The 23,744-nt window shown below is 57.4% G+C and carries 19 protein-coding genes; 6 read left to right on the top strand and 13 right to left on the bottom strand.

The features are described from left to right. Position 1 precedes the first annotated feature (1 nt). Together qhpC and peaD are read left to right on the top strand one after the other, a co-directional pair. Entirely contained in the window at positions 2-325 is a 324-nt protein-coding gene (qhpC, locus tag ACQR3R_RS22370) for a quinohemoprotein amine dehydrogenase subunit gamma (RefSeq protein WP_428275424.1), read from the top strand. 23 nt (positions 326-348) lie between these two features. Further along, on the top strand, positions 349-1,467 hold the full coding sequence (peaD, locus tag ACQR3R_RS22375) for a quinohemoprotein amine dehydrogenase subunit beta (RefSeq protein ID WP_428275426.1): 1,119 nt from the start codon (positions 349-351) through the stop codon (positions 1,465-1,467). Between the two features lie 129 nt (positions 1,468-1,596). On the opposite strand, the gene ACQR3R_RS22380 is transcribed toward peaD, so the two are convergent. Continuing rightward, positions 1,597-1,998, bottom strand: coding sequence for a lysozyme inhibitor LprI family protein (locus tag ACQR3R_RS22380; protein ID WP_428275428.1), 402 nt, complete (start codon positions 1,996-1,998; stop codon positions 1,597-1,599). A 167-nt stretch (positions 1,999-2,165) separates the two neighbouring features. Between ACQR3R_RS22380 and ACQR3R_RS22385 the strand changes: the two genes are divergently transcribed. Both ACQR3R_RS22385 and ACQR3R_RS22390 read left to right on the top strand, forming a co-directional pair. Beyond that, positions 2,166-2,654 carry an SRPBCC domain-containing protein gene (locus tag ACQR3R_RS22385; protein ID WP_428275430.1) on the top strand — a complete coding sequence of 163 codons (489 nt, stop codon included), beginning with the start codon at positions 2,166-2,168 and terminating at the stop codon, positions 2,652-2,654. Next, positions 2,644-2,844: an aminoglycoside phosphotransferase family protein gene (locus ACQR3R_RS22390; protein WP_428275432.1), complete on the top strand. Its 201-nt coding sequence runs from the start codon at positions 2,644-2,646 to the stop codon at positions 2,842-2,844. Before ACQR3R_RS22385 ends, ACQR3R_RS22390 begins: the two co-directional genes overlap by 11 nt. A gap of 243 nt (positions 2,845-3,087) precedes the next feature. Here the strand turns inward: ACQR3R_RS22390 and inhA are convergent, their stop codons facing one another. Further along, positions 3,088-3,765, bottom strand: coding sequence for an isonitrile hydratase (gene inhA / locus ACQR3R_RS22395; RefSeq protein WP_428275434.1), 678 nt, complete (start codon positions 3,763-3,765; stop codon positions 3,088-3,090). Between the two features lie 87 nt (positions 3,766-3,852). On the opposite strand from inhA, the gene ACQR3R_RS22400 reads away from it, so the two are divergent. Beyond that, positions 3,853-4,839, top strand: coding sequence for a helix-turn-helix domain-containing protein (locus ACQR3R_RS22400; RefSeq protein ID WP_428275436.1), 987 nt, complete (start codon positions 3,853-3,855; stop codon positions 4,837-4,839). 45 nt (positions 4,840-4,884) lie between these two features. On the opposite strand, the gene ACQR3R_RS22405 is transcribed toward ACQR3R_RS22400, so the two are convergent. Together ACQR3R_RS22405 and ACQR3R_RS22410 are read right to left on the bottom strand one after the other, a co-directional pair. Further along, on the bottom strand, positions 4,885-6,711 hold the full coding sequence (locus tag ACQR3R_RS22405) for a glycoside hydrolase family 15 protein (protein ID WP_428275438.1): 1,827 nt from the start codon (positions 6,709-6,711) through the stop codon (positions 4,885-4,887). Continuing rightward, positions 6,704-7,504, bottom strand: coding sequence for an SDR family oxidoreductase (locus ACQR3R_RS22410; RefSeq protein WP_428275440.1), 801 nt, complete (start codon positions 7,502-7,504; stop codon positions 6,704-6,706). Before ACQR3R_RS22410 ends, ACQR3R_RS22405 begins: the two co-directional genes overlap by 8 nt. A gap of 276 nt (positions 7,505-7,780) precedes the next feature. Here ACQR3R_RS22410 and ACQR3R_RS22415 point away from each other — a divergent pair, with 276 nt between their 5' ends. Beyond that, positions 7,781-8,968, top strand: coding sequence for an MFS transporter (locus tag ACQR3R_RS22415; protein WP_428275442.1), 1,188 nt, complete (start codon positions 7,781-7,783; stop codon positions 8,966-8,968). 168 nt (positions 8,969-9,136) lie between these two features. On the opposite strand, the gene ACQR3R_RS22420 is transcribed toward ACQR3R_RS22415, so the two are convergent. From ACQR3R_RS22420 to ACQR3R_RS22460, 9 genes are all read right to left on the bottom strand, one after another. After that, positions 9,137-11,317, bottom strand: a complete 2,181-nt coding sequence (locus ACQR3R_RS22420) for a lipase family protein (protein ID WP_428275444.1) — start codon at positions 11,315-11,317, stop codon at positions 9,137-9,139. An 11-nt stretch (positions 11,318-11,328) separates the two neighbouring features. After that, positions 11,329-12,117: a hypothetical protein gene (locus tag ACQR3R_RS22425; protein WP_428275446.1), complete on the bottom strand. Its 789-nt coding sequence runs from the start codon at positions 12,115-12,117 to the stop codon at positions 11,329-11,331. A gap of 12 nt (positions 12,118-12,129) precedes the next feature. After that, a complete protein-coding gene (locus tag ACQR3R_RS22430; protein WP_428275448.1) occupies positions 12,130-12,906 on the bottom strand; it encodes a hypothetical protein in 777 nt (258 codons plus the stop codon). Next, positions 12,903-13,757, bottom strand: coding sequence for a DUF4123 domain-containing protein (locus tag ACQR3R_RS22435; RefSeq protein ID WP_428275450.1), 855 nt, complete (start codon positions 13,755-13,757; stop codon positions 12,903-12,905). Before ACQR3R_RS22435 ends, ACQR3R_RS22430 begins: the two co-directional genes overlap by 4 nt. Continuing rightward, complete coding sequence (tssI, locus tag ACQR3R_RS22440) at positions 13,754-15,814, bottom strand: type VI secretion system tip protein TssI/VgrG (protein WP_428275452.1); 2,061 nt, start codon at positions 15,812-15,814, stop codon at positions 13,754-13,756. Before tssI ends, ACQR3R_RS22435 begins: the two co-directional genes overlap by 4 nt. A gap of 371 nt (positions 15,815-16,185) precedes the next feature. Further along, complete coding sequence (locus ACQR3R_RS22445; protein ID WP_428275454.1) at positions 16,186-18,660, bottom strand: TonB-dependent siderophore receptor; 2,475 nt, start codon at positions 18,658-18,660, stop codon at positions 16,186-16,188. A 395-nt stretch (positions 18,661-19,055) separates the two neighbouring features. Beyond that, positions 19,056-20,450 (bottom strand): efflux transporter outer membrane subunit, encoded by a 1,395-nt coding sequence (locus ACQR3R_RS22450; protein ID WP_428275456.1) that lies wholly within the window; start codon positions 20,448-20,450, stop codon positions 19,056-19,058. 7 nt (positions 20,451-20,457) lie between these two features. Further along, a complete protein-coding gene (locus ACQR3R_RS22455; RefSeq protein ID WP_428275458.1) occupies positions 20,458-22,431 on the bottom strand; it encodes a MacB family efflux pump subunit in 1,974 nt (657 codons plus the stop codon). Next, on the bottom strand, positions 22,432-23,604 hold the full coding sequence (locus tag ACQR3R_RS22460; protein ID WP_428275460.1) for an efflux RND transporter periplasmic adaptor subunit: 1,173 nt from the start codon (positions 23,602-23,604) through the stop codon (positions 22,432-22,434). It lies immediately after the preceding gene. Positions 23,605-23,744: the final 140 nt, after the last annotated feature.

Here is a 23,744-nt window from a genome sequence, read left to right on the forward strand (position 1 = left end):
TATGAAACATCTCAAGGCAATCAATAACAAAGCATTGAAACTCGATGAGGCTGCCGCCGAAAACCGCATCGAAGAAGTGGTCGCGATGAATTCCGTGGCAGGGTGCGCCTCGACCACAGACCCAGGTTGGGAGATTGATGCGTTTGGCGGCGTGTCGTCGCTGTGCCAGCCAATGGAAGCTGACCTTTATGGTTGCTCCGACCCGTGCTGGTGGCCGGCACAGGTGCCCGACATGATGAGCACCTACCCCGACTGGAACAAGGATGCGCAGGCGTCCAATGACAACTGGCGCAACCTCGGGACTGTCTTTCCAAAAGACAAGTGATCGAATACAAAAAGGATTCCAGCATGCATCGCATCAACGCTTGCGGCCTGGCCGCTTTTGCATTCCTGAGCGCGTGTTCGCTCACCGTTCTGGCCGATGAAAATACCGTACTTGAGGCCGGTCACGAGTACATGTTGACCACCAATTATCCGAACAACCTGCACGTGATTGACCTTGCGACCGACACCTTGCTCAAGACCTGCAAACTGCCCGACGCGTTCGGCCCAGGCACCGTGCAACTGGCCCCAGACCGCAAAACGGCGTATGTGCTGAACAATCACTATGCTGATGTCTACGGCATCGAACTCGACAACTGCAAACAGGTTTTCCACGCCAGCATCACTCAAAAACCGGGAGAAAAAGCGCGCTCCATGTTCGCCTTCACCTTGAGCCATGACGGTAAGGAACTGTTCACCATCGCCAATCCGACGTTGATGCTCAACGACCATTACGAAGTGCAGCAGCCCAGGCTGGACGTGTACGCCACCGACGCCGGCATGGATGCAAAGCCGCTGCGTAGTTTCCCTGCGCCACGGCAGCTGACCATCATGCAAAGCGGTGATGACGGCACTCTTTATGTGGCGGGCGCGGACGTTTACAAGGTCGATGTCAAAACCGGCAAGTTCGATGTGCTGATCCCCAGCCGTCACTGGAAACGGGAAAACTACAGCGCACCGGACGTGCTCTACGTGTGGAACCAGCAGACCTATCGCCATGACTTTTCGCTGCTGTACACCACAGCGAAATTCAAGGACAAGAAGCAGGATCCGGCCACTGCCGAATACCTCTACGGGCTGTTCAGCGTCGACCTGAAAACCGGCAAGACAGAAACCACCGACTTCGGTCCCTTGACTGAAATCTACTTCAGCGGCATGCGCTCACCGAAGGACCCCAACCTGATGTTCGGCGTGCTCAACCGCTTGGCCAAGTACGACATCAAGCAGAAGAAAATGCTGCAAGCGGCGACGCTTGAACATTCCTACTACTGTATTTCGTTCAATAAGGAAGGCAGCAAGATCTATCTGGCGGGCACGTTCAACGACGTGGCGATCTTTGATGCCGACAGCATGAAACAGATCGGTAGCATCAAGTTGCCGGGTGGCGATATGGCGATTACCACGGCGCAGATATTCACCCGCTGATTGCGATGCCTGATCCTAGGCTATCGAGAGCAGGCTCGCTCCCACTTGTGATCGCATTTTTTTCGGAAAAATGCGGCCTGTTGTGGGGGCGAACCTGCTAGCGAAAAGGCCCTGACAACCTTCAGAGAATCAAACCCCTGGCACCGGGCAGCTCATGTCTCCTTCCTGACATTTCAGATAGGTCTTGAACGTCTCGACCCGCGCCTTCGTCAGTTCGGTAACGCAATTGCTGTAGATCAGCGGATACACACTGCCTCCCACTACCCCGGCAGCTGAAAACTTGCACTCGGCGTCCCGAAACGCGACCCAGGAGCGTTGGGCGCCAATCAGTAATTTCTTGCTGTCGGGATTTTCCTTCAAACGTGCAGTTATCTGTTGGTAATAGGCATTCAATTCTTTGTCTGCGGCTTTGTTCTGTTGCGCGGCGCACTGGTTCATCGTGGCCTGGTCGGTGGCGTTATCGCAATCGAGCGCGTGCGCGACGGTGGTGAACAGCAACGGCGTCAGCGCCAAGAGCAAACGTGGGTGCATGAGGGTTCTCGCTGTGACGGGCAATAAGAGGGTCTATCCTGTGTTCAGGCAGTTGATTCATCCTTGAACTCGATGACACACAGCTCACACCCTATCACTCAACGGATACAACTTTAAGGTTGGTCTTGTGGTCTTACAGGCCTACTGTTCATTACAGGAGGTGACATATGAACCCAACATCTGATCGCATCGAAAGGAAGATTCTGCTCAAGACACCGCGCTCGCAGGTTTGGCGTGTGGTGGCCAATGCCGAAGCTTTTGGCCAATGGTTTGGCGTGGCACTGGAAGGCAAGCGATTTGTCGCCGGTGAGTGGACTCAAGGGCAAATTACCTATCCCGGCTACGAGCATTTACTGTGGAACGTACTGGTGGAGCGGGTAGAGCCGGAGCGCGTGTTTTCTTTTCGCTGGCACCCTTACGCCGTTGAGCCGGATACCGATTATTCACAGGAACCCACGACCCTGGTGTTGTTTGAACTCGAAGACATGGATAACGGCACCTTGTTGAAGGTCACCGAGTCCGGTTTTGACCACATACCGCAGGCCCGCAGGCTGAAGGCGTTCCGTATGGACAGTCGTGGCTGGGACGAACAAATGAGCAATATCGAACAGTTCCTGGAAACCAATGCCAAGGAAAAGCAACCTCTTGGCGAATGATCCGCTGCGTTTTACTTCGCAAATCGGGGTTGTGACCAAGGCTGCCGGGCTTGAACGTCATCGGTTGCTCCAATGGCTGTTGGCGTTCGCGGGCTTATCGGCGGCATGGTTTGCTGAAGATGGCGATATATACGCAGTTGATGGCCAACTTCAAAGCGCAAGCCTTTCGGCATCCATGCTTGAAGCATGAGGTCGGCGCAGCCATTGAGAAGGCTTCCTATAGCGAATGTCTTACACATGCTGGTAGCTATGTCGTCTATTGCAAATTGGATCCGGGACGTAATCTAGCCCCATCAACTGAAGCGCAGGGAGTGCTTCAGGATCATGGACGATCGACCATCAGCAAGGATTCGCTACCGACAGGGAGTCGACAATGGTCTTGGGAAAAACCCGCTTCTGGCGGGTTTTTTTTGGTCTGCCATAAAGTTGCCAACTACAGGCTGGCGGCTACACGTTCGGTAATTTGCGTGCGTTGCTGCAGCGACTGTGTCGAACGCCGATTGGCTTCTTGCAACACTGAAGCGGGCGCTGTGTCCGGGCTGCCAGCCGCAAAGGGTGGTGCTGGAGCGTATTCGAGCTGTAGCTGCACCAGTTGCGCGGTTTCCTTGTCGAACAGTTCCGCGGCCAGGGTCAACGCAAAGTCGATTCCGGCAGTGATCCCACCACCCGTCAACAAATTGCCATCACGTACTACCCGATCTTTCACCGCGATTGCCCCCAACGGCTCAAGCAATGAGTGATACGCCCAATGGGTGGTGGCACGTTTACCTATCAAAAGGCCTGCCGCACCGAGCACCAGAGAGCCGGTGCAAACCGACGTGACATAACGGGCGTTGGCTGCCTGAGCCTTGATAAAGTCCAAGGTCTGTACGTCTTCCATCAACGGGCCAACGCCGCTGCCACCGGGAATGCAGATCACGTCGAGTGTCGGGCAATCGTCGAAAGTAGTGGTGGGAATCAGCACCAGGCCGGTGCTTGAAGACACCGGTTGCAAATCCTTCCAGATCAAATGCACCTTCACGTCCGGCAGCGAAGCCAGCACGTCATAAGGGCCGGTCAGGTCCAGTTGCTGAACCTGTGGAAACAACAGAAAACCGATCTGCAACGTCATGGCGATTGTTCTCATGAAGGGGTGGACGACTTCACTGTAGGCTCGTAGCATCTGGCGAACACGCCAATCACCCCACGAATTACGCCAATGATGCCCAAAGCCATTCATGTGCTCGCCTTTAGCAACGTGCAACTGCTCGATGTGACCGGGCCGCTGCAAGTGTTCGCTTCGGCCAACGATATCGCGGTCCAAAGAGGTGCTTCGCGGCCCTATGCCCCAACGGTTATCGCCAGCGGTGGCGGGGCAGTGACCTCATCGGCGGGGTTGGCGTTATTGGCAGAACCACTGCCCGAATACGCCAGTGACACATTGATCATCGCCGGTGGCTGGGGTGTGTATGCGGCCGCTGAGGATCATCAGCTGGTGGCCTGGGTACGTCAGCACGCCAGCGGCTGCAGACGGGTGTCCTCGGTGTGCACCGGGGCGTTTTTATTGGCCGCCAGCGGTTGGCTCGATGGGCGCCGGGTGGTCACGCACTGGACTCGTTGCGAGCAACTGGCGCAACAACATCCTCGACTGCAAGTTGAGCCCAATCCGATTTTCATCAATGACGGCCCTGTGTGGACCTCGGCTGGAGTCACCGCCGGCATTGACCTTGCCTTGGCAATGGTTGAACAGGATCTCGGTCGCGCCATGGCGCTGGAAGTCGCGCGGCAACTGGTGGTGTTTCTCAAACGCCCGGGCGGCCAGTCACAGTTCAGCGTGACGTTGTCATTGCAAAAAGAAGGTAACCGTTTCGACGAACTTCATGCCTGGATCAGCGAGAACCTGAGCATGGATCTGGGCATCCCGACCCTGGCACTGCAGGCCGGGATGAGCGAGCGCAGTTTTGTGCGGCACTATCGCGCGGACACCGGCCAGACGCCGGCGCGCGCAATCGAGCTGATCCGGGTCGAAACGGCGCGCCGCTTACTCAGCGACACTGGCGTTGCAATCAAACGGGTCGCCGTGCAATGCGGTTTTGGCAGTGAAGAGACACTGCGGCGCAGTTTTTTGCGGGCCATGGGCGTTACACCCCAAGCTTACCGCGAGCGGTTTTCAATCAGCGCTCCAGCAGATCCAGCAATGCTCTGACGGTCGCCTCTGCAGGGTTCGTTACGCCTTGAGTAAAACCTGCACTCAAGGCTGCCAAGCGCTTTTTTCGCCGCTCAATTTACGATCCAGAAAACTTGCCGCGCTGATCAGCGCCAAGTGCGTCAAGGCTTGCGGCGTATTCCCCAGATGCCGGGCATGGGCGTCGAACTCTTCCGCATACAACCCCAGCGGGTTGGCGTACCTCAGCAATTGCTCAAATTCCAGGTGCGCTTTTTCAACCTGGCCGGCACGTGCCAGGCATTCGACGTACCAGAACGAGCACGCTGCAAACGCACCTTCAGTTCCGTCCAGGCCGTCGATCTGGCTGTCATCGTTGCGATAGCGGTAGACCATTCCATCGCGCACCAGGGTTTTTTCGATGGCTTCCAGGGTTGAGAGCCAGCGCGGATCCTTGGCACTGACGAAACGCACCAACGGCATCAACAGCATCGAGCCGTCGAGTGCTGTACTGCCGATGTGCTGGACGAAATGGCCGCGCTCTTCGTTCCAGAAGTTACTCCAGATGTCGGCGTAGATCGCCTGACGTGTCTGATCCCAACGGGCAAAAGGTGCTGGCAGCGAGCGCTTTGACGCGAGGCGAATGGCGCGGTCAAGCGCCACCCAGCACATCAACCGCGAGTGCAGGAAGTGATGCTGTTCGCCACGCATTTCCCAAATGCCCACGTCTTTGGTTTCCCAGGTCTCGCACACTTGGTCGACCACTTGCACGGCATGCTTCCAGCCTTCATGAGAAATGGCATCGCCGTATTTGTTGACCAGATAGACCGCGTCCATCAGTTCGCCAAAAATGTCGAGTTGCACCTGGTCATAGGCCTGATTGCCAATGCGCACAGGTTTTGCGCCGCCGTGACCGGAGAAGTGTGACAGTTCGGTTTCCGGTAGTTCCTGGCGGCCATCAACGGCGTAAAGAATATTGAGCTTCATCGGTTTGCCATGGCAGTCGCTCACACGTCCGCGCAACCAGCCCATGTAGTCATTGGCTTCCTGAACAAATCCCAGGCGCATGAAGGCGTACACGGTGAACGAGGCGTCTCGAATCCAGGTGTAGCGATAGTCCCAGTTGCGTTCGCCCCCCGGCGTTTCCGGCAAGCCAAACGTCGCCGCGGCGAGAATGGCGCCGTGTTTGCGCGAGGTCAGCAGCTTCAACGCAAGGGCGGAGCGATTGACCATCTCGCGCCAGCGGCCACGGTAGTTGGATTGGCCTATCCAGTCGCGCCAGAACTTCAGCGTGCGTTCCAGGCACAGCGCAGCCGCACCTTCCTGGAAGCGCGGGTCATCCAGACCGCCCAGTAAAAACTCGGCGCGTTCATCCTGTTTGAGGGTGAATTGGGCAACGGCTGCGTTGCCGTCGACACGCAGGGTCTGATCCGAAGACAAACGCATTGAAGGATGTTCGTCAGCCTCGAACGCCACATCTTGCTCATCCATGCGGGCGCAGGTTTTGGCGCGCGCGTAATCATGCCGTACCGCACAACGCATGTGGAACGTGGCCTGGCCGCTGACCACCCGGACCCGGCGCATCAACAGTGGCAAGTCATCTACGTTGTCGGCGACCGGCAGCAGATCAGTGATCTCCACCACAGCGCGCTCGCTGAGCCAGCGGGTTTGCAGCACATTGGTGTCTGGCAAGTAGATCTGCTCGCGGCGAGCGTCGGGCAAGTCAGGCGAGAGTTGGAAAATACCGGCGTCGGGTGTGTCGAGTAATGAGCAAAAGATCGACGGACTGTCGAACTCGGGCCAGCAGAAAAAATCCACACTGCCCTTATCGTTCACCAGCGCAGCGCTGCGCATGTCGCCGATGATGCCGTGGGCGTCGATGGGGCTTTGTCGTTCGAGATGATGATCAACCATTGCCGCGAAACTCCGGATAAAGGCTCATGCCTCCGTCGATAAATAACGTGGTTCCGACGATGTAGTCGGATGCATCGGAGGCGAGAAACACCACGGCATTGGCAATGTCATCGACATCACCAATTCGGCCGTAAGGAATGAGCTTGAGTAATTCTTGCGCTGCAGCACCTTCAGTGGCGGCGCGATTGATTGCCGTGCGGATCGCCCCCGGCGCAATACCGTTGATGCGGATCCGCTGATGGCTGACTTCCTGGGCCAGGGTTTGCATCAGCATGTCGATGCCACCCTTGGAAGCGGCGTAATTGACGTGGCCAGCCCACGGAATTCGCTGGTGTACCGAACTCATGTGAATGATTTTGCCCGCCGCACGCGAGACGCCTTCACGAACCCCCTGCTTGTTGAAAATTCGCAATGCCGCGCGGGCGCAAAGGAACTGGCCAGTGAGGTTGACGCCGATCACCTGGTTCCAGTCGGCGAGGCTCATGTCCACCGCGTTCGCATCTTTCTGCATACCTGAGTTGGCGATCAGAATGTCCAGCGAACCAAACGCTTCGAGGGTCTTGGAAAACAGCCGTTCGACGTCTTCTTCTTTGGACACGTCGGCGCCAACGGCAATAGCGCGTCCGCCCTCGGCAATTATCTGCCGGGCCAACTCCTCGGCGGGAGCTGCCTGGGAGTTGTAATTGAGCACCACGGCGGCACCGGCGTCGGCAAGAGCCTTGGCCGCTGCGGCTCCAATACCGGAACTGGCGCCGGTGACGAGTGCAACTTGTTGATCGAGAGAAATCTGCATGAGCGTTAGCACCTTGAAGTGAGGGCCTAACTAGCTGACTGGTTTGACCGGTAGAGAGTTCACTTGCCAGACGGCCACAGTTGAAGCGGTTGGCTTCATCGCGAGCAGGCGTGCGCCCACAATGGGTGGTCCATGAATACACCATTGAGGGGCATTGAAGATGAAATCTGCGAGTGAGCTTGCGGTTGATAGGGGCTTTACACTCAACCAACAATTGGCTGCTTTCCCCTCACTCGACCTTATGGCAATTTGCAGGGCCTAATTGAGGTCCACGCCATGGCAAACCCGTACCGCGATCTGTTCAAAGCCCCCGGCAGCAGAGCGTTTGTGCTGGCAGGCATGATCGCGCGCATGCCGATTTCCATGACCGGCATCGGCCTGATCACCATGCTCTCGCAAGTCAAGGGTGGCTACGGTTTGGCGGGGGCAGTGGCGGCGACGTTTGCTTTGGCCACGGCGTTTTGCGCACCGCAGGTTTCGCGGCTGGTCGACCGTTTCGGTCAGCGCCGGATCTTGCCCATCGCCGCTCTGATCGGTGGTGGCGCGTTGTTGATGCTGTTGCTGTGCACCCGGTTGCAGGCGCCGCACTGGACCTTGTTTGTGTTCGCGGCGCTGGCCGGTTGCATGCCGGCCATGTCGGCAATGGTGCGGGCACGCTGGACCGAGTTGTATCGCGGACAGCCGGAGCTGCAAACGGCTTATGCCCTGGAGTCGGTACTCGATGAAGTATGTTTCATCATCGGGCCGCCGCTGTCGGTGGGGTTGTGCGTGGTGGCATTTCCCGAGGCTGGTCCGTTGGCGGCATTGTTGATGCTGGGGATCGGGGTGACTGCGTTTGTACTGCAACGTGCCACCGAGCCCGGGATTCATCCTCACGCAGAACATCATCAGCGCTCGATTATCCGTTCGGTCGACATTCAGTTGCTGATGCTGTTGATGGTCGCGATGGGCACGATTGTCGGCGTGGTGGATGTGGTCAGCGTTGCCTTCGCTCAGCAGCAGGGGCAGCCGGCTGCAGCGAGTATCGTATTGTCGGTGTACGCCATCGGTTCGTGCCTGGCGGGTTTGGCCTTCGGGGCGTTGCGCTCAAAAATTCCGCTGCCGCGACTGTTCCTGTATGGCGGAGTGGCAACCGCATTAACCACGCTGCCACTGTTGCTGGCGACTGACATCCTGGGCCTGTCGCTGACCGTGTTTATCGCCGGGTTGTTTTTTGCGCCCACCTTGATTGTTGCGATGGCGCTGGTGGAGCAGATCGTGCCGCCGGCGAAACTGACCGAGGGCCTGACGTGGCTGGTGACCGGTTTGAGTATTGGCGTTGCCATGGGCGCTGCCAGTTCCGGGTGGCTGGTGGATGCGTTCGGTGCTCGCAGCGGGTTCTGGGTGGCGATTGCGGCTGCCGCGGTGGTGTTGGGTTCGGCATTCCAAAGCTATCGCCACCTGAACAAACCTCGCCACCCGTAGCCCCGAAAGACTCATTCGCGCAGCACCTCATTCGTTCTCTTTGCAGACAACTTTTGAGGTGATCCCGGTGACCCAGCTGACATTGCGGTGCCTGCCTTACTCGGGTCCAAGCGCCATGATTGACAGCCGTTGCGCCGTGTCATGGCGCGCCAGCGCATGAGTTGAGCATTAACCCATGGAGTCGATATCGAACGGCGTGCCCTTGGGGGGCAAGCCATAAATCGATGCCATCCAATCATCATCTTCGGGCTCGGGCTCGGGCGCCATTGCCAATTGCTCGACCACCCGATTTTCCGGGTGCGCCTGCCAGCGGGCGAGGCTGGCTGCCAGCCGTTCCGGTTGCTGTGCAAGCGAGCCATAAACATGCTCAGCGCGAACCGTTTTGAATCGCAATGACTTCAGGCGCTGGTAAGTGGTTTCGATTTTGTGCCGTTCATCCTCCAGTGCCTGGGGAATGTGTTGGTGCGTGCTCTTACGCTTATCGGGACTATTGGCAAACCTGTCTTCTTCGTGACGTAACCGACGGGTGATGTTCATCAGCGCATCCTCGATTAACTCAAACTCACGCTTCGAGACCAGGGAATCTTCAGCCTGCTCGGCCTCCTGCCAGCGGCGCAGGGTCGCCCAGCAACCGGGAATGTAATTGCTCATAAAGTGGTCAGGGGAATTGAGCGATTGAGTGATCAGGCCAGGCCGGTTCGGTAGGCCATTTCGCTGTGCAATCGCCATCGTGCAGGCTGCATGCTGAATGATGGTGTCGCAGCCTGTCGCCCACAAAATGGTCGACTTCTCACCGCGACCAAACTCAACCGGCAGCAAATGGCGCAGCGTACCGTGGTGCTCATACGGCTCGCCGGACACATTGGTGATCCCGGCGACAAATACCGACAGGCCGAGAGGCACGTTGACGAACGTCAGCGCTAATCCCGTTGCGTAGACATCTACCTTGGTGTTCATCCAGGTGCCGGGCACGCTGGGTACCGGGTCGTTATGATTGACCATGCGGTAATGCACCAAGGGTGCGGCGGCTTTGACGAAGGTTGAGTCAGCAGCTCGGGGGGCGCCATAGGTGTAGAGCTGGAGAGTGTAGGCTTCAGGACTGCGACGTAGCATTTCCGCGAGCAATAGCGTGATAGCGCCACCGAGGCTATGGCCACAGATTATCAAGGTTTGCCCGGCGTAGAACTTGTCCAGGTATCTTACGACGAAGCCATAAGCTTTTTTCGCTGCCTGGTAGAAGCCTCGGTGTACTCGGCCAGCGCCTTCTTCAAACGGTACCTGGAAGGCATCGCCGTCGCGCACGCCATCAGCAACGCTACTGGTGCCGCGCACCGAGATCAGGATCAGTTGATCGTTGTGGGTGATGAAGGCTTGGGTATCGGTGGAGCCAACGCCGAGGATTGTGTCGTCGAAAAAATGGAGGTTGGCAGGGTTCTCTTGGTCCTCGCCTAAGGCTGGATTGTTTTCTTCATAAAGAAGGGGATCGAAAGGTACGATCTCCAACCGGTCCGAATACGGCACTTCTTCATACAACGGGTAATAGGCTTTCGTCTGTCCTGAGTCGACTCTCCAGATTTCGTCCGATTTGGCTAACGCGTCGCCAAACCAATTGCCCACGCTCGGTTGCAGCGGAAAACTGACGCTGTCTTCCTCGACAGGTTGAGTAGAGGGCTGTTGCCCGAACGGGCAATAGCTCAAGGTTGCCATCAATGCGAGTTGGTAAAGATTCAGCGCGCAAAATTCTGGAGTTGTCGAAAGCATAGGGCGCAGGGCTCGTAACGGTCGCACTTCCAGCACCGTGTGTTTCCCCGGCATCAGCGCTACGCCGTATTTGCTATGTCCGCGCATCAATTTTGCCGTCCCGGTGCGGTGCGGAAAATGGCGATAGACTTCTGGAGGCAAGTGCGACACGTGCTCAACCAAATGCCTTACTTCCACCTGGAAATACTCATAGGCGCAGTCCGTGGCCGGGTTGACTCGGGTGCGTGTGCTGTTGTGGTTGAGGTGGCGGGTGTGTTCGGCTCGTACTTGTAGTTCGGTAATTTCGAGCGGATAGCTGTCTCTGCGCATGAGTTCCACATACACTTTTTCAGACCCCAGGTACTTCTGTTCGAACATGAGTGCGGTTGGTCCGGAGAAATGCTGCTCCACTTTTCCCGCACCTACTGCATCAAGTTTTCCTCCGTACTGTTGTCCCTCACAATCCGTAATTACATAGCTCAGCCCGGCATAAGCTTCGCCGCTACCGAACTCGTCCGCCAATTGGAAACTTGTCCATTTATCTTGGATTGGGCATGAGAGCATTCTGCGATTCAATGGGTGACTTAGCTCTTTTTCCAAAGGCGTCATTTACGATGTCCTTATTCTGTGCAACCGGGATAGATTGTGCATTGCTTTCCGTCATGCGTTTGATAACCACTGAAATCCTTGTGGTTGCCATAGCAGAACGCATATTGATCTTCGAAATTTTTACCCATGCAGCGTTTCCAGCCATTAGGGACCTTGACCCAGGTGTCACCGATAGCTGGGCGCTCTTCGTCCGCCAACTTAATGTTCATTCTCACTGTTTTGCCCGTTAACTGATCCAGGGTGTAAGCCGCGAATGGTTTGCTGAGCGCCGGTTCGCCTTTTTCGTCCGTGCTCTTGCAGTCGAGGATTTTTCTGAGAATGCGAGGTTTGCCGGAAGTGCGAAATCGCCATTGGCATTGTCCGTAGAAATTACTTTCGCCAGCTTCGTTAAAAGAATTTATATATTTATCATCCAGTCTGTAGCGAATAGCGACTCCGGCATTGTCTGCACTGAAATCGCCTCGGGATTTTCCATAAGCGGAATTGATCTCAAGCTTTATCTGCCTAATCACTAACGGGCAGTCGCTGACTGTTCTGTATAAGGCGATCTCAGAATTGGGCTCGTAAACTTCGCGCCATTCCAGATTGAAACCAACGGCGGTGTTTTTTCGACCTGGCACTGTGCAAGTTTCGCCTTCGGCGGGCACGTATACAGCGATGGCCTGATACGAAAAATTTGGAGGCAAGTCAGCGGTAAAGGTAAATGTGTTAATCGATTCAGCTACGCAACCTGATGTTAAAGCCAAGCAATAGCCGAGTAGAAGTTTCTTTATTGCTAACTGAAAATACCTGATTGGCATGCCGCGAACTTCCTATTCTGTGCAACCGGGATAAATGGTGCATTGCTTTCCGTCATGCGTTTGATAACCACTGAAGTCCGTGTGGTTACCAAAGCAGAAGGCGTGTTGGTCTTCGAAATTTTCGCCCATGCAGCGTTTCCAGCCATTAGGAAATTTGACCCACGTATCACCCATGTAAGGACGTTCTTCGTCCGCCAACTTGATGTTCATTCTCACTGTTTTGCCCGGTAACTGATCCAGGGTGTAACCAGCGAACGGTTTGCTGAACCCAAGCTTGCCTTTTTCGTCAGTGCTTGTGCACCTTAAAATCTTTCTAAGAATGCGAGTTTTCCCAGAAGTGCGAAATAGCCATTGGCATTGTCCGTAGAAATTGCTTTCGCCAGCTTCATTAAAAGAATTTATATATTTATCATCCAGTTTGTAGCGAATAGCGACTCCGGCATTGTCCGCACTGAAATCACGTCGGGTTTTTCCATAAGCGGAATTGATTTCGAGCTTTATCTGCCTGATCACTAACGGACAGTCGCTGACTGTTCTGTATAAGGCGATCTCAGACTTTGGCTCGTAAACTTCGCGCCATTCCAGATTGAAACCAACGGCCGTGTTTTTTCGACCTGGCACTGTGCAAGTTTCGCCTTCGGCGGGCACGTATACAGCGATGGCCTGATACGAAAAGCTTGGAGGCAGGTCAGCAGTAAACCTGAACGTATTGACCGGCTCGACTGCCGAACACCCCACCATCAGCCCCAAGTAACCTCCGATAACCAATCTCGATAACTGATCGTTCATATCGGGGTATTTCCTTGCCAGAATGTGGCTTCTTCGAACAAGCGTCCAAAGTGCGCCGTCGAGCTCTCGTCGGTGCGTGGTTCCCAATGAGACGGCAACAGGTAGGCGGGCGCGTTTAAGCTCTGGATCAGTAAAAATGCCAGTTGTTCTGGCGCGGTCCAGCCCCATGCCTCTGCGCGATACACCTGTGCGTTTAGCCAAGCTTGGGGGTCCAGGTCATCCGCCAGCCGGGCGTATGCTTCGAGATGCTGCGCCAGCAGATAGCGATGAGTATTGAGCAGGAGAATTTTCAGGTCAGCGTCTTCGCCGACCGGGGGATCCAGCCACTGCGGCGCTTTCGGTTGCGGGTGCTCGCCGGGATCTGGATTGTGCTTGATTGCCCATCCGTCACTCTCCCAGTAGCACACACTGATCGCCGGACCCAGATAAGCCGGGTACTGCAATGGGTTCAGAAGCGCCAGACCTCGGGCCAGAACGCGATTATCGTGGAATCGGTACAGCGCCAGGTTTGGCCGCGTGCCGATGATTAGCCGCTGTTGCCAGTGCTTATTCATTAGAGGCAAGTCGCCTTTGCGAATGCTTGCCAGCCAGCCCCAATTGCGTTCGGGATTAATCAGCAGCTCGCGGATTGGTTTTTCTTCAGGATTGTCGAAGACAAAAATACAAGGCCCGATGTCGGCCAGGTCAGCCACTGCGGTTTCGCGGTAAAGATTCAGGTATTGATCGGGCTGACGGGTTTTCAGCAGCGATTGGCGGGCTTGCTGGCCATTGACCGAGTCCAGTATCAGACACAAGGTCCGTCCAAGACCTGATTGTTCAGATAGCCATTGGTGAGCTAATGAAAGGCTCATGCGCCGGCTCCTTCAGTCAGGCAGATGCCTTGGCGACATGCCTCGCACACTGGGCAAAAATCTGCAGCGATTATGGTGCTGTCTGCGACGAGGGTTCTCTGCGTCGGTATTGTCAGCAGGGGAAGCGCTGCTGGGGCATTCAGTGTTGCAAGCATCCCCGGCAGCAGGTTTTTTGCAGCGATGGCAGCGACAGGAGAACCACCAATGTCTATCTCGGTACTGCTGAAAATGCCGTCAGCATCGATCACGATGTGATGCCCGCCAGCCTTCAATGTGATGCTGGCGCCAGCGTCCAGTATCAGATTGGCACCCGCTTTTACATGCACCTGCTGGCCGGCGTCGATCACCAGGGTTTTGCCGACGCGGGTATGGCTGCTGTCGGCTATTTGCAGGTAATCGCTGGCCTTGAGCTGCACCTTGCGATCGCCGGTCACGCTTCGCTGGTCTTCAGCCGCCAGCACCACAATACTGTTGCCCTGGATGGTTTCCCGGCGCTCGCGGCCGACCTCCAGCCGACTGTCGTGCTGGACGTGCTGTTCCATGTCGCGCTGGGCGCGCAGGTAGATCAATTCCCGACCGGTGCGGTCTTCCAGATGCAGTTCATTGAAGCCGCCGCTGCCCGGTGTGCTGCGCGAGCGGAACACGCTGCGGGTTTTGTGTGCAGGCAATTCATAAGGCACCGGATGAGTGCTGTTGGGCACACATCCGCTGATCACCGGCTGATCGGGGTCGCCTTCGAGAAAGGTGATCAGCACTTCCATTCCGACCCGGGGAATGGTCACCGCGCCATGGTTTTTGCCGGCCGCATTGGCGGCCACGCGTACCCATTGGCTGCTGTTATCGTCATGCCGGCCTTCACGGTCCCAGAAGAATTGCACCTTGACCCGGCCGTACGCATCGCAGTGGATTTCTTCGCCTTTGGGGCCGGTGACCACGGCGGTCTGGCTGCCGAGAATCTTCGGTTTTTCGTGCTTCAGGGGCGGGCGATGGATGGCGTCCCACGGCGTCGCGGAAAAAGTGTTGCGATAACCCTGCCAGGCGCCGTCCGCCGGCCCGGCGCCTTCTTCCAGCACGTGTGGCTGGGCGCCCTGATGATGAACTTCGGTCAGCAGCCACAAGTCATTCCACTCGTTGCGCGGATGATCGGACAGCGGCAGAAAATGCCCGCAGACCAGTGTCGGCTGATCGCTTGCGCCGTGTGCCAGGCAGTAATCGGCGCGATGCCGTTCCAGCGCCCTGCGGCCTAGTAACTTGCCGCGCTCCGTCGACGTAAAACGGCCGGGATACAGGTAATCCTCCAGGTCGGGCTCCACCTTGCGCACGTCGGGACGGGTGCTGGATTCAAGCACGATGCTGGTTTTTTCGAAGTCATGATCGCGGCCTGCAGTGCGACTGGTTCGAGCTTCCAGCCGCACGCTCAACTGCTTGATCACCGGACCCTCGGCGACCATGCCTGTGTCCTGTTGATAAGCCGTTGGCCGGTCGAGTTTGGGGAAAACGGTTTGGTCGTCGCCGAACACCAGCACGTGTTGCTCACGGCTGTGCTGGAAGTGGTAATGCAGGCCTTCTTCTTCGCAGAGGCGCTGTATGAAGTGCAAATCGGATTCGCCGTACTGCACGCAGGCCGTGCGTGGCGGGTAGCTCGAACCGGTTTGGAATTGGCAGGTGTCTTGAAACATCCCGTGTTCTTCAAGCACCCGTTTGATGATGTGCGGCACGCTCGACTGCAGAAAAATCCGCTGGTTGATCCGGTGTTTCAGGCACGCCAGCCGAGGTACCAGCGTCAGCCGATAGTGGGTCAGTCGGCTGCCGCAATCGCCTTGGGCAAAGCGCTGTACCTGCCCGTGTATGCCGGCACCGTTGTCATCGAACGCCAGGTAGGCCAGTTTGTGCAGCACGCTTTCAAGATCGATGTCGGGCCTGTCGCTGACCAGTTCGATGTCAAAGGCGTAAGGCTGGCTGATGAACTCGTCACCGGTGAAGGAGAGCACCTGAAACGGATGCTCGAAGTCGCTGATCGTCAGGCTGAAACGGTTGTTTTGAGAGCGGTTGAACATCCGGTGTTCCTTCAGCGATGGCTTTGCGCATGAGCGTCAGGCGTTGAGCCCTGACGGGTTGCCGCAAAAACTAACCATCTGCTGAACAAAAAAATGTAAGAGGCGTCCCTAAATTCTGTGGGAGACGACTCTGTCCGGGTGGTCCTACACCAACGTCTGTCAGACATGCTCCGTTTTTGCACTTCTCGACGGTTGTTCTCACTCACCCGTTTCCCGATATAGACCGGCATGGCAGGCTCGCTAGACGATGTGCAAGGGATGCATGCACACGTCGCGTAATGGGGCGTTCGCGGTTGTAATTCAGCATGCAGCCACCAGACAAAAAAATGCCCGCATCACACGATGCGGGCATTTTTATTTCAGCTCAGCGGTTAGAAATCATACTTCGCGGTGAGTTGCAGGTTGCGCGGTTCGCCGTAGAACGTGGTGCCGAAGTTGCCCAGCCCCGTCATGTATTTCTTGTCGAAGACGTTGTTGGCGTTAGCGGTGAAGCTCAGGTGTTCGTCGTACTGGAAGCGAGTCATCAGGTCGACAAGGGTGTAGCCGCCTTGTTTGAGTGTGGTGGCGCCGCCTTCGCCATTGCCCAGGTCTGGACTGTAGCTCTGGCCGTAGAACGCACTCTGCCAGCTGACGCCGCCACCGATGGTCACCTGGTCCAGCGCACCCGGCAGACGGTAAGTGGTGAACGTGCGGATCACGTGTCCCGGCTTGGTGGTGGCCAATGGGAAACCGTAGATACGTTGTTCGTCCTTGTCGCGGGTACGGGCGTAGGTATAGCCGGCAGACACGTTCCAGCCAGTCGCCAGTTCGCCTGCCAGTTCCATCTCGATGCCCTTGGTGGTGGCGCCGGAGATGGCTTTATAGGCGTCCTGCCCGGTGTTGGTATCGGTCGAGACGTATTGGGCGACGTTGTCCTGGTCAATTTGGAACAGGGCCAGGGTGGCGTTCAGTTTGCCTTCGAAGTAAGCCGCTTTCAGACCGGTTTCGTAGCTGTCGCCTTCAACAGGTGGCAGGGTCGAACCGGCGATGTCCTTGTAGATTTGCGGCTGATAGATCTTGGTGTAGCTGGCGTACACCGAGTAGATGTCGGTCAGGTCGTACACCACGCCGGCGTAAGGCGTGACCACCCCGTGTTCTTTGTAGCTGGCGTGAGTGTCGGCCAAGCCGCCGGGGTAGTACGAGTAATCTTCGTTGTATTTGAAGGTGCTCAGACGGCTGCCGAGGATGAACGACAAATCGTCGGTCGGACGCAGGCGCGTGGCCAGGTAAATACCGTTCTGGCTCTGGGTGCGTTCGTATTTTCCGTTTTTTGGGAAGTCCTGTTTAGGCAGATCGCCATTCCAGTCATAGATACTGCCAGGGACCAGTTCGAAGGCGCTGGTGTCGTACGTCGCACCGGTCTGGCGCGAGTGGGAGGTCATGAAACCCGCCACCAGTTCATGTTCGCGACCGCCCAGGGAGAACGGGCCGGAGACACTGACGTCAGCGGTGTTTTGCACGCGATGGCCTTCCCAGCGGCCCCAGTACAGGAAGTTGCCTTCGCCGGTGGTGCGGTCTGCGCTGCCGCCGCTTGCCGAGGCGAGGCGGGTATCGTGATCAGTGGTTTTCTGGTCGAAGCTGGCGTTGAATTTCCAGTCGTTGCCCAATGCCTGTTCGAGCGAGCTGAAGTAGGTAACGCTGTCGAAATCACGACGGCTCCAGTCGGCACCCGGGTTGAAACTGCGCGAGAAGTTCGTACGGCTGCCATCGGTGAAGTACGGGGCGTTGCCGGTCCAGGAACTGCCGCGCGGGGTGGCGCTGGACTTGTCGATGCCCAGTGTCAGCAAGGTGTCGTCGGTCAGGTCGGCTTCGAGGATGCCGTAAAACACATCTTTGCGCTGGCTGTAGTGATCGATGTACGAGTCTTTGTCCTGGTAGGCGCCAACGAAACGACCGCGCACATTGCCCGAATCGGTCAACGAACCAGAGATGTCGCCTTCGGTGCGGTAGTTGTCCCAGGAGCCTACAGTAGCGCTGACCGAGGCCTTGAATTCCTTGGTCGGTTTTTTGCGGATCAGATTGACGGTGGCGGACGGATCACCCGAACCGGTCATCAAGCCAGTGGCGCCTTTGATGACTTCGATGTGGTCCAGGCTGGCGGCATCGTCGCTGTTGTTGGGGTTCTCACCGTAAACGCCGTCATAAGGCTGGTTGACGCCATCGTACTGAAAGTTGGTGATCGCAAAGCCACGAGCGGAAAACTCAGTACGGTCGCTGTCGTATTTTTGCGACGTTACGCCGGGCGTGTTGCGCAATACGTCACCCACACTCTTTGCGCCACGGTCGTCCATTTGCTGGCGAGTCACCACGGTCACCGATTGTGGCGTTTCGCGGATGGTCAGCGGCAGCTTGGTAGCAGTGGTGGTGGCGCCAGTGGTGTACGAACCGGAGTCTTGCGTGACTACGCCCAACGCCTGGCCGGAAATGGTGGTCGCGCCCAGTTGCAAGCTTGAGCTGCCGCCCGACACCAGCGTGACACTGTTGCCATTGATCTGGAACGAAATGCCGGTGCCTTGCAGCAATGTCTTCAAGGCATCGGACGGTTCGAGAGAACCGGACACCGCGTGGGATTTGATACCCGCCACCTGATCCGGGCTGTAGAGAATCTGCAGGTTGGTTTGCATGCCCAGTTCGGTCAGTGCATTGGAAAGCGGCTGCACGGCAATATTCACTTTCACAGGTGCAGCATTGGCCATCGAGCTCCCCAGCAAGGTGGCGGTCAGCAGTGCGCTTGTGAACAGGGTGCGGTGCAAAGTCCGGCGCTTTACAGCCAACGCGAGAGGTGTGCGGCGTGTTTGAAGTCGCATTACTTACCTGAGCTCCTGAAAAAGTGTCGTGCAGATTTTTTTTGTTAATAAGAATGATTATTAGACGCGGCACGGAGGAAAAACCGGAAAAATAAAATCTGCGGACAGTGAAAATGCGCGGGAATAGAGGGCTCGGCCTCGATTGCAAAGTCCATGCGCCAGACAACATCAACAGAGGCTGAAACGTCGCCTTCGCGAGCAAGCCCGCTTTCAGGTAGGTGTTGGCATCTTCGGGAATAGGCTGCTCGCACTGCACCACGTCACCGAACAGGTAATGGTTGGCGAAGATCGTGGTGAACAATTGTCGATAATCGTCGCGATTCCGGGCATCAATGGTTTAGCCATTGATGTGGGGGGCGAGTTGCTCGCGATGGCGGACTCATTGACCGCGCTTACTAGAACACCTGCCAGCCACCCCCGAGGGCTTTGTACAACGCGATGCTTGCCTGCAGCCTCGACAACCGTAACTGCACATTCAAATCCTGCGCCGCGTACAACGTGCGTTGTGTCTCCAGCACGGTCAGCAAATCCTCGGCGCCGGCCTGGTAACGGCTTTGCGCGATGTTGAATGCGGTTTGCGCTTGAATCAGTTCCTCATCTTGCCACTGACGTTGCTGATCCAGCCCGCGGATGCTGTTTAGGGCTTTTTCGACATCGGCGAAACCATTGATGATCGCCCCTCGATAAGCTTCCAGCAGTTCCTCCTGACGCGCCGTGGCCTTATCGCGTTGGGCGCCCAAACGACCATTGTTGAAGACCGGTGATAGCAGGACCGCCGTGAGGTTATAGAAAGGGCTGCGCAAAATATCTGCTGCCCGATCCGAGCCGGTCCCCAGTTCCGCACTCAAGGTGACAGTGGGCAGCATGGCGGCACGGGCCACGGTGACGTTGGCCTGGGCGGCAGACAGTTGTGCCTCTGCACGAGCGATGTCCGGGCGCCGGCTGAGCAACTCGCTGGGCACTCCCGCAGCGATGGTCGGCCATGACAGTTGATCAAAGTGCTCCTGACCCAGTGTCAGCGTCTGTACGGGGCGACCGAGCAGGGCCGCGAGGCTGATTTTTGCCTCTTGAGCCTGTTGCTGCACCCGCGGTAATTGCCGTTGTTGCGCCGCCACCAGGCTTTTTTGCTGAGCCAGTTCCAATGCGGTGGCGGAGCCTGAATCGAAACGCGTTTGTACCCGTTTCAAAACGTTCTGCGCGTTGGCCAGGTTCAGCTCGGCGATACGATTTTGCTCATGCAAGGACAGGGTTTGCGCATAAGTGTTGGCAACGCCGCTGAGCAGCGTCAACTCCACGGTCGCCTGGTCGAACTCACTGGCCTGCAAGCCAAACTGTGCGCTGTCACGGGTAGCTCGCTGGGCACCCCAGAAATCAATCTCGTACGTCGCGCTGAGATTGGCGTCGAAGTCATTCACTGCGTTTTTACTGTTGTTCGCGTCGAGTTGGCTGTAGCCGTTACCGCGCAGCAGTTTCTGACGGTTGGCGTTCAGCGCCCCGGTGACCTCGGGCAGCAGCGAACCACCGGCAATAACCCTGTCCGCTTGTGCCTGGCGTACCCGTGCGATGGCGCCAGCCAGGTCGAAACTGCCAACCCGTGCCTGTTCGATCAATTGATCGAGCTGTGGGCTGCCGAACTGCGTCCACCATTGCTGATTGGTGCGCGTGGTGGTTTCGTTGTGTGGTGACTGCCAGGAGGCGGGCGGCACCAAGCCGCTGTCCGGGCGCTGCACCGGACTGCCGCACGCGCCGAGCAACAGGCAAAGGGTTAAGAGGCTGAGTGACGGCTTCATAGGTCAATCATTCACTGGTAAGGGCCGTGACCGGGTCGAGCCGGGCAGCTTTACGGGCCGGCATGAAGCCGAAGACAACACCGGTGACCAGCGCGCAGCCGAAGGCGCCGATCACCGCTATCAAGGAAAACGCCACCGCAACGTCGCTGAGGATCAGCACGCCACCGACGATCAACGCCAGCGCGATGCCAGCAATACCACCGACCACCGAGAGCATCACAGCTTCGGTCAAAAACTGGCGCAGGATGTCGCGTTGGCGCGCCCCGGTAGCCATACGAATGCCAATCTCGCGCGTACGTTCGCGGACGGTCATCAGCATGATGTTCATCACACCGATCCCGCCCACCAGCAGCGAAATGGCGGCAATCGAACCCAGCATCAACGACAGCGTATTTTGCGTGCGGGCTTCGGCCTGGATCATCGCGGCGTTGTTGGTCAGTTCGAAATCCTTCTTGCCGTTGTGCAGGCGCAGCATCAATCGCTCGATAGCTTTTTCAGCTTCCTTGACCTTGCGTGCATCGGCAGCAGCGATGGCCACGTATTCAGGGTTTTGAGTGCCGAACAGGCGCACGCTTGCCGCGGAATAGGGGATGGCAATGCGGTCGTCGCTGTCGGAATCACCGGAACTGGCGCCTTTTTCGGCCAGCACGCCAACCACTTGGAACGGCACGTTTTCGATCAGGATGTATTGGCCAATCGGGTTGGCGACGTCCTTGAGCAGTTTATTGCGAACCTTGTGCCCGATCACCGCAACCGCTGCCGCGTTACGTTCATCTTCTTCGGTGAAGTAACTGCCTTCCACCACCGGCCAGTTGAAAATCGTCGGGAAATTGGTGTCGTTGCCGCCAACGTAGCTCATGTGATCGAGGTTGCCGAAGCGCACTCCGGCCTCTTGGCCGTTGACCGGCATGATGCGCATCACCTGCGGCAAACTGGCGACTGCCGCGACGTCATCCAGCGACACGATGCCCAGCGGTGTGCGCGGGTTGGGCGATGAGCCGCTGAGGTAAATGATGTTCGAGCCGAAGGCGCCCATTTGCTCCATGACCTGGCGCTTGCTGCCTTCGCCGACGGCCAGCATCACCACCACCGATGCAACGCCAATGATGATCCCGAGCAACGTCAGGGCAGTACGAAAGCGGTTGATCCACATTACCCGCCACGCGGCGTGCACCGCATCCACCAGTTCGCCTTTCCAGGCGCTAGTGGCGTCGGCGCCTTCAATCAAACGCTGGCGCAGGTCCACTGCTTGCAGCGCCCCGGAGTTGGCCGACGTCTGCGCCTGCGGGTTGTCGCGGGCGCTGTCGCTGATGATCAAGCCATCACGAATTTCAATAATACGCTTGGCGCGTGCCGCGACTTCGCGGTCGTGGGTAATCAGGATCACCACGTGGCCCTGGCCTGCCAGTTCTTCGAGCAGGTTCATCACCTCGGCGCCGCTGTGGCTGTCGAGCGCGCCGGTCGGTTCGTCGGCAAGAATGATGTGGCCGCCGTTCATCAAGGCGCGCGCAATGGACACGCGTTGTTGCTGGCCACCGGAGAGCTGATGCGCACGGTTGCCAGTGCGTGAAGCCAGGCCGAGACGGTCGAGCAGTGCGGCGGCTCGCGCATGGCGTTCGGCGGCCGGCAAGCCTGCGTAGATCGCCGGCATCTCGACGTTTTCCTGGGCTGAGCCCGAGGGGATCAGGTGATAGCCCTGGAACACAAAACCAAAGGCTTCACGGCGCAGCCAGGCCAGTTCATCGCTCTCGAGTGCCGCAACGTTTTCCCCGGCGAAGCGGTATTCGCCCGAGGTCGGGCGGTCGAGGCAACCGAGGATGTTCATCAGCGTCGACTTGCCGGAGCCGGACGCGCCGACTATCGCCACGAACTCCCCTGCATGAATCGACATATCGATGCCACGCAACACGTGAACTTCGGGCGCGTCGCCACCGCCGTAGGATTTACGAATGCCTTGCAGGTCGATCAGCGGTGTCAGCATTCAGCTGCCACTCCCGTCAGCCATGCCGATCAGCAAGTGATCGCCTTCCTGCAAACCGTCGAGAATCTGCACGCGCAAGCGATCGCTGATGCCCGTGCGGACATTACGTTGTTCGATGCTGCCGTTTTTGGCGACTACCTGCGCCGTCTGGCTGTCGGCTTGAGGACCGATCTGAAGCGCGGCGATCGGTGCGGTAAGCACGTTTTTCGCCTGGCCCGATACGAAAAACACTTGAGTGGTCATTTCCGCCATCAGGGCGTTATCGGCGTTATCGACGTCCAGCAATACGGTGTACAGCACCACGCGTGCGCTGCCGCTTTTACTGGAACTGGCGGGGCTGCCACCGCCCTGGCTGGTTTGATCCAGAGGTTTGGGCGGTACCGGCAGTATCTGGCGCACCGTGCTGCTCCAGCGCCGCTTGCCACCGCTGAGTGTGGTGAACCAGGCGGTCATGCCAGGTTTGACGTGGCCGATGTCCGCTTCCGAGACCTCGGCCCAAACGGTCATTGGCGACAGTTTGGCGATACGCAGAATCAGTGGCGTCTGTTGCTGAGCGTTCAGGGTTTGGCCTTCACGGGCGTCGAGCGCGACGACGGTGCCGGCCATCGGTGCGTAAATTCGCGTGTAACCGAGTTCGGCCTGATCGCTGCGCAGACTGGCCTGAGCCTGGCGGATTTGCGCCTGGAACATATTGATACGCGCCTGGGTGGCGCTCAGTTCCGCTTGGGCGGTTTGCACATCTTCTTCACGCGTGGCGCCGCCGGCCTTGAGGTTCTGTTGGCGCTGGTATTTCTGCCGGGCAAGTTCGTGCAACGCCTTTTGTTCCTGAAGCTGAGCCTTGAGGTTTTCGATCGAGTAACGTCCGGCGTCGAGTTTGGCCTGTTGCGTGGAAGGGTCGATTTCCACCAGCAATTCGCCTTCCTTGACCACGTCCCCGACCTCTACGTGAATCGTGTGGATCTGCCCGGACGCCTGGGCACCGACGTCGACATAGCGACGAGGTTGCAGTGTGCCCAATGCCGTGACGCTGGTTTCGATGTCGCCCCGCGTCACTTGCACAGTGGCGAATTTATCCCGGCCAGGCGGGATCACTTGCCAGGCAGCAATGGCGATCAAGGGAATCAGACAAAGTGCTACAAGCAACGCGCGGCGGGTTTGTCGGGGGTGTTTCATGCAGGTTTCCGGCCAAAGGAAGTCGGCCCGTCGTTCAGTCACCGCGCAAAAAACTGCAACTGCTGAACGCTGCCGCAGAGGCGGCAGACACGGGTAGCTGTCCTCTATACGAGAAATACCCAGGGAAATTTAGGCTCTGA

The sequence above is a fragment of the Gordonia sp. IEGM753 genome (genome assembly GCF_050321825.1).
Lineage (GTDB): Bacteria > Pseudomonadota > Gammaproteobacteria > Pseudomonadales > Pseudomonadaceae > Aquipseudomonas.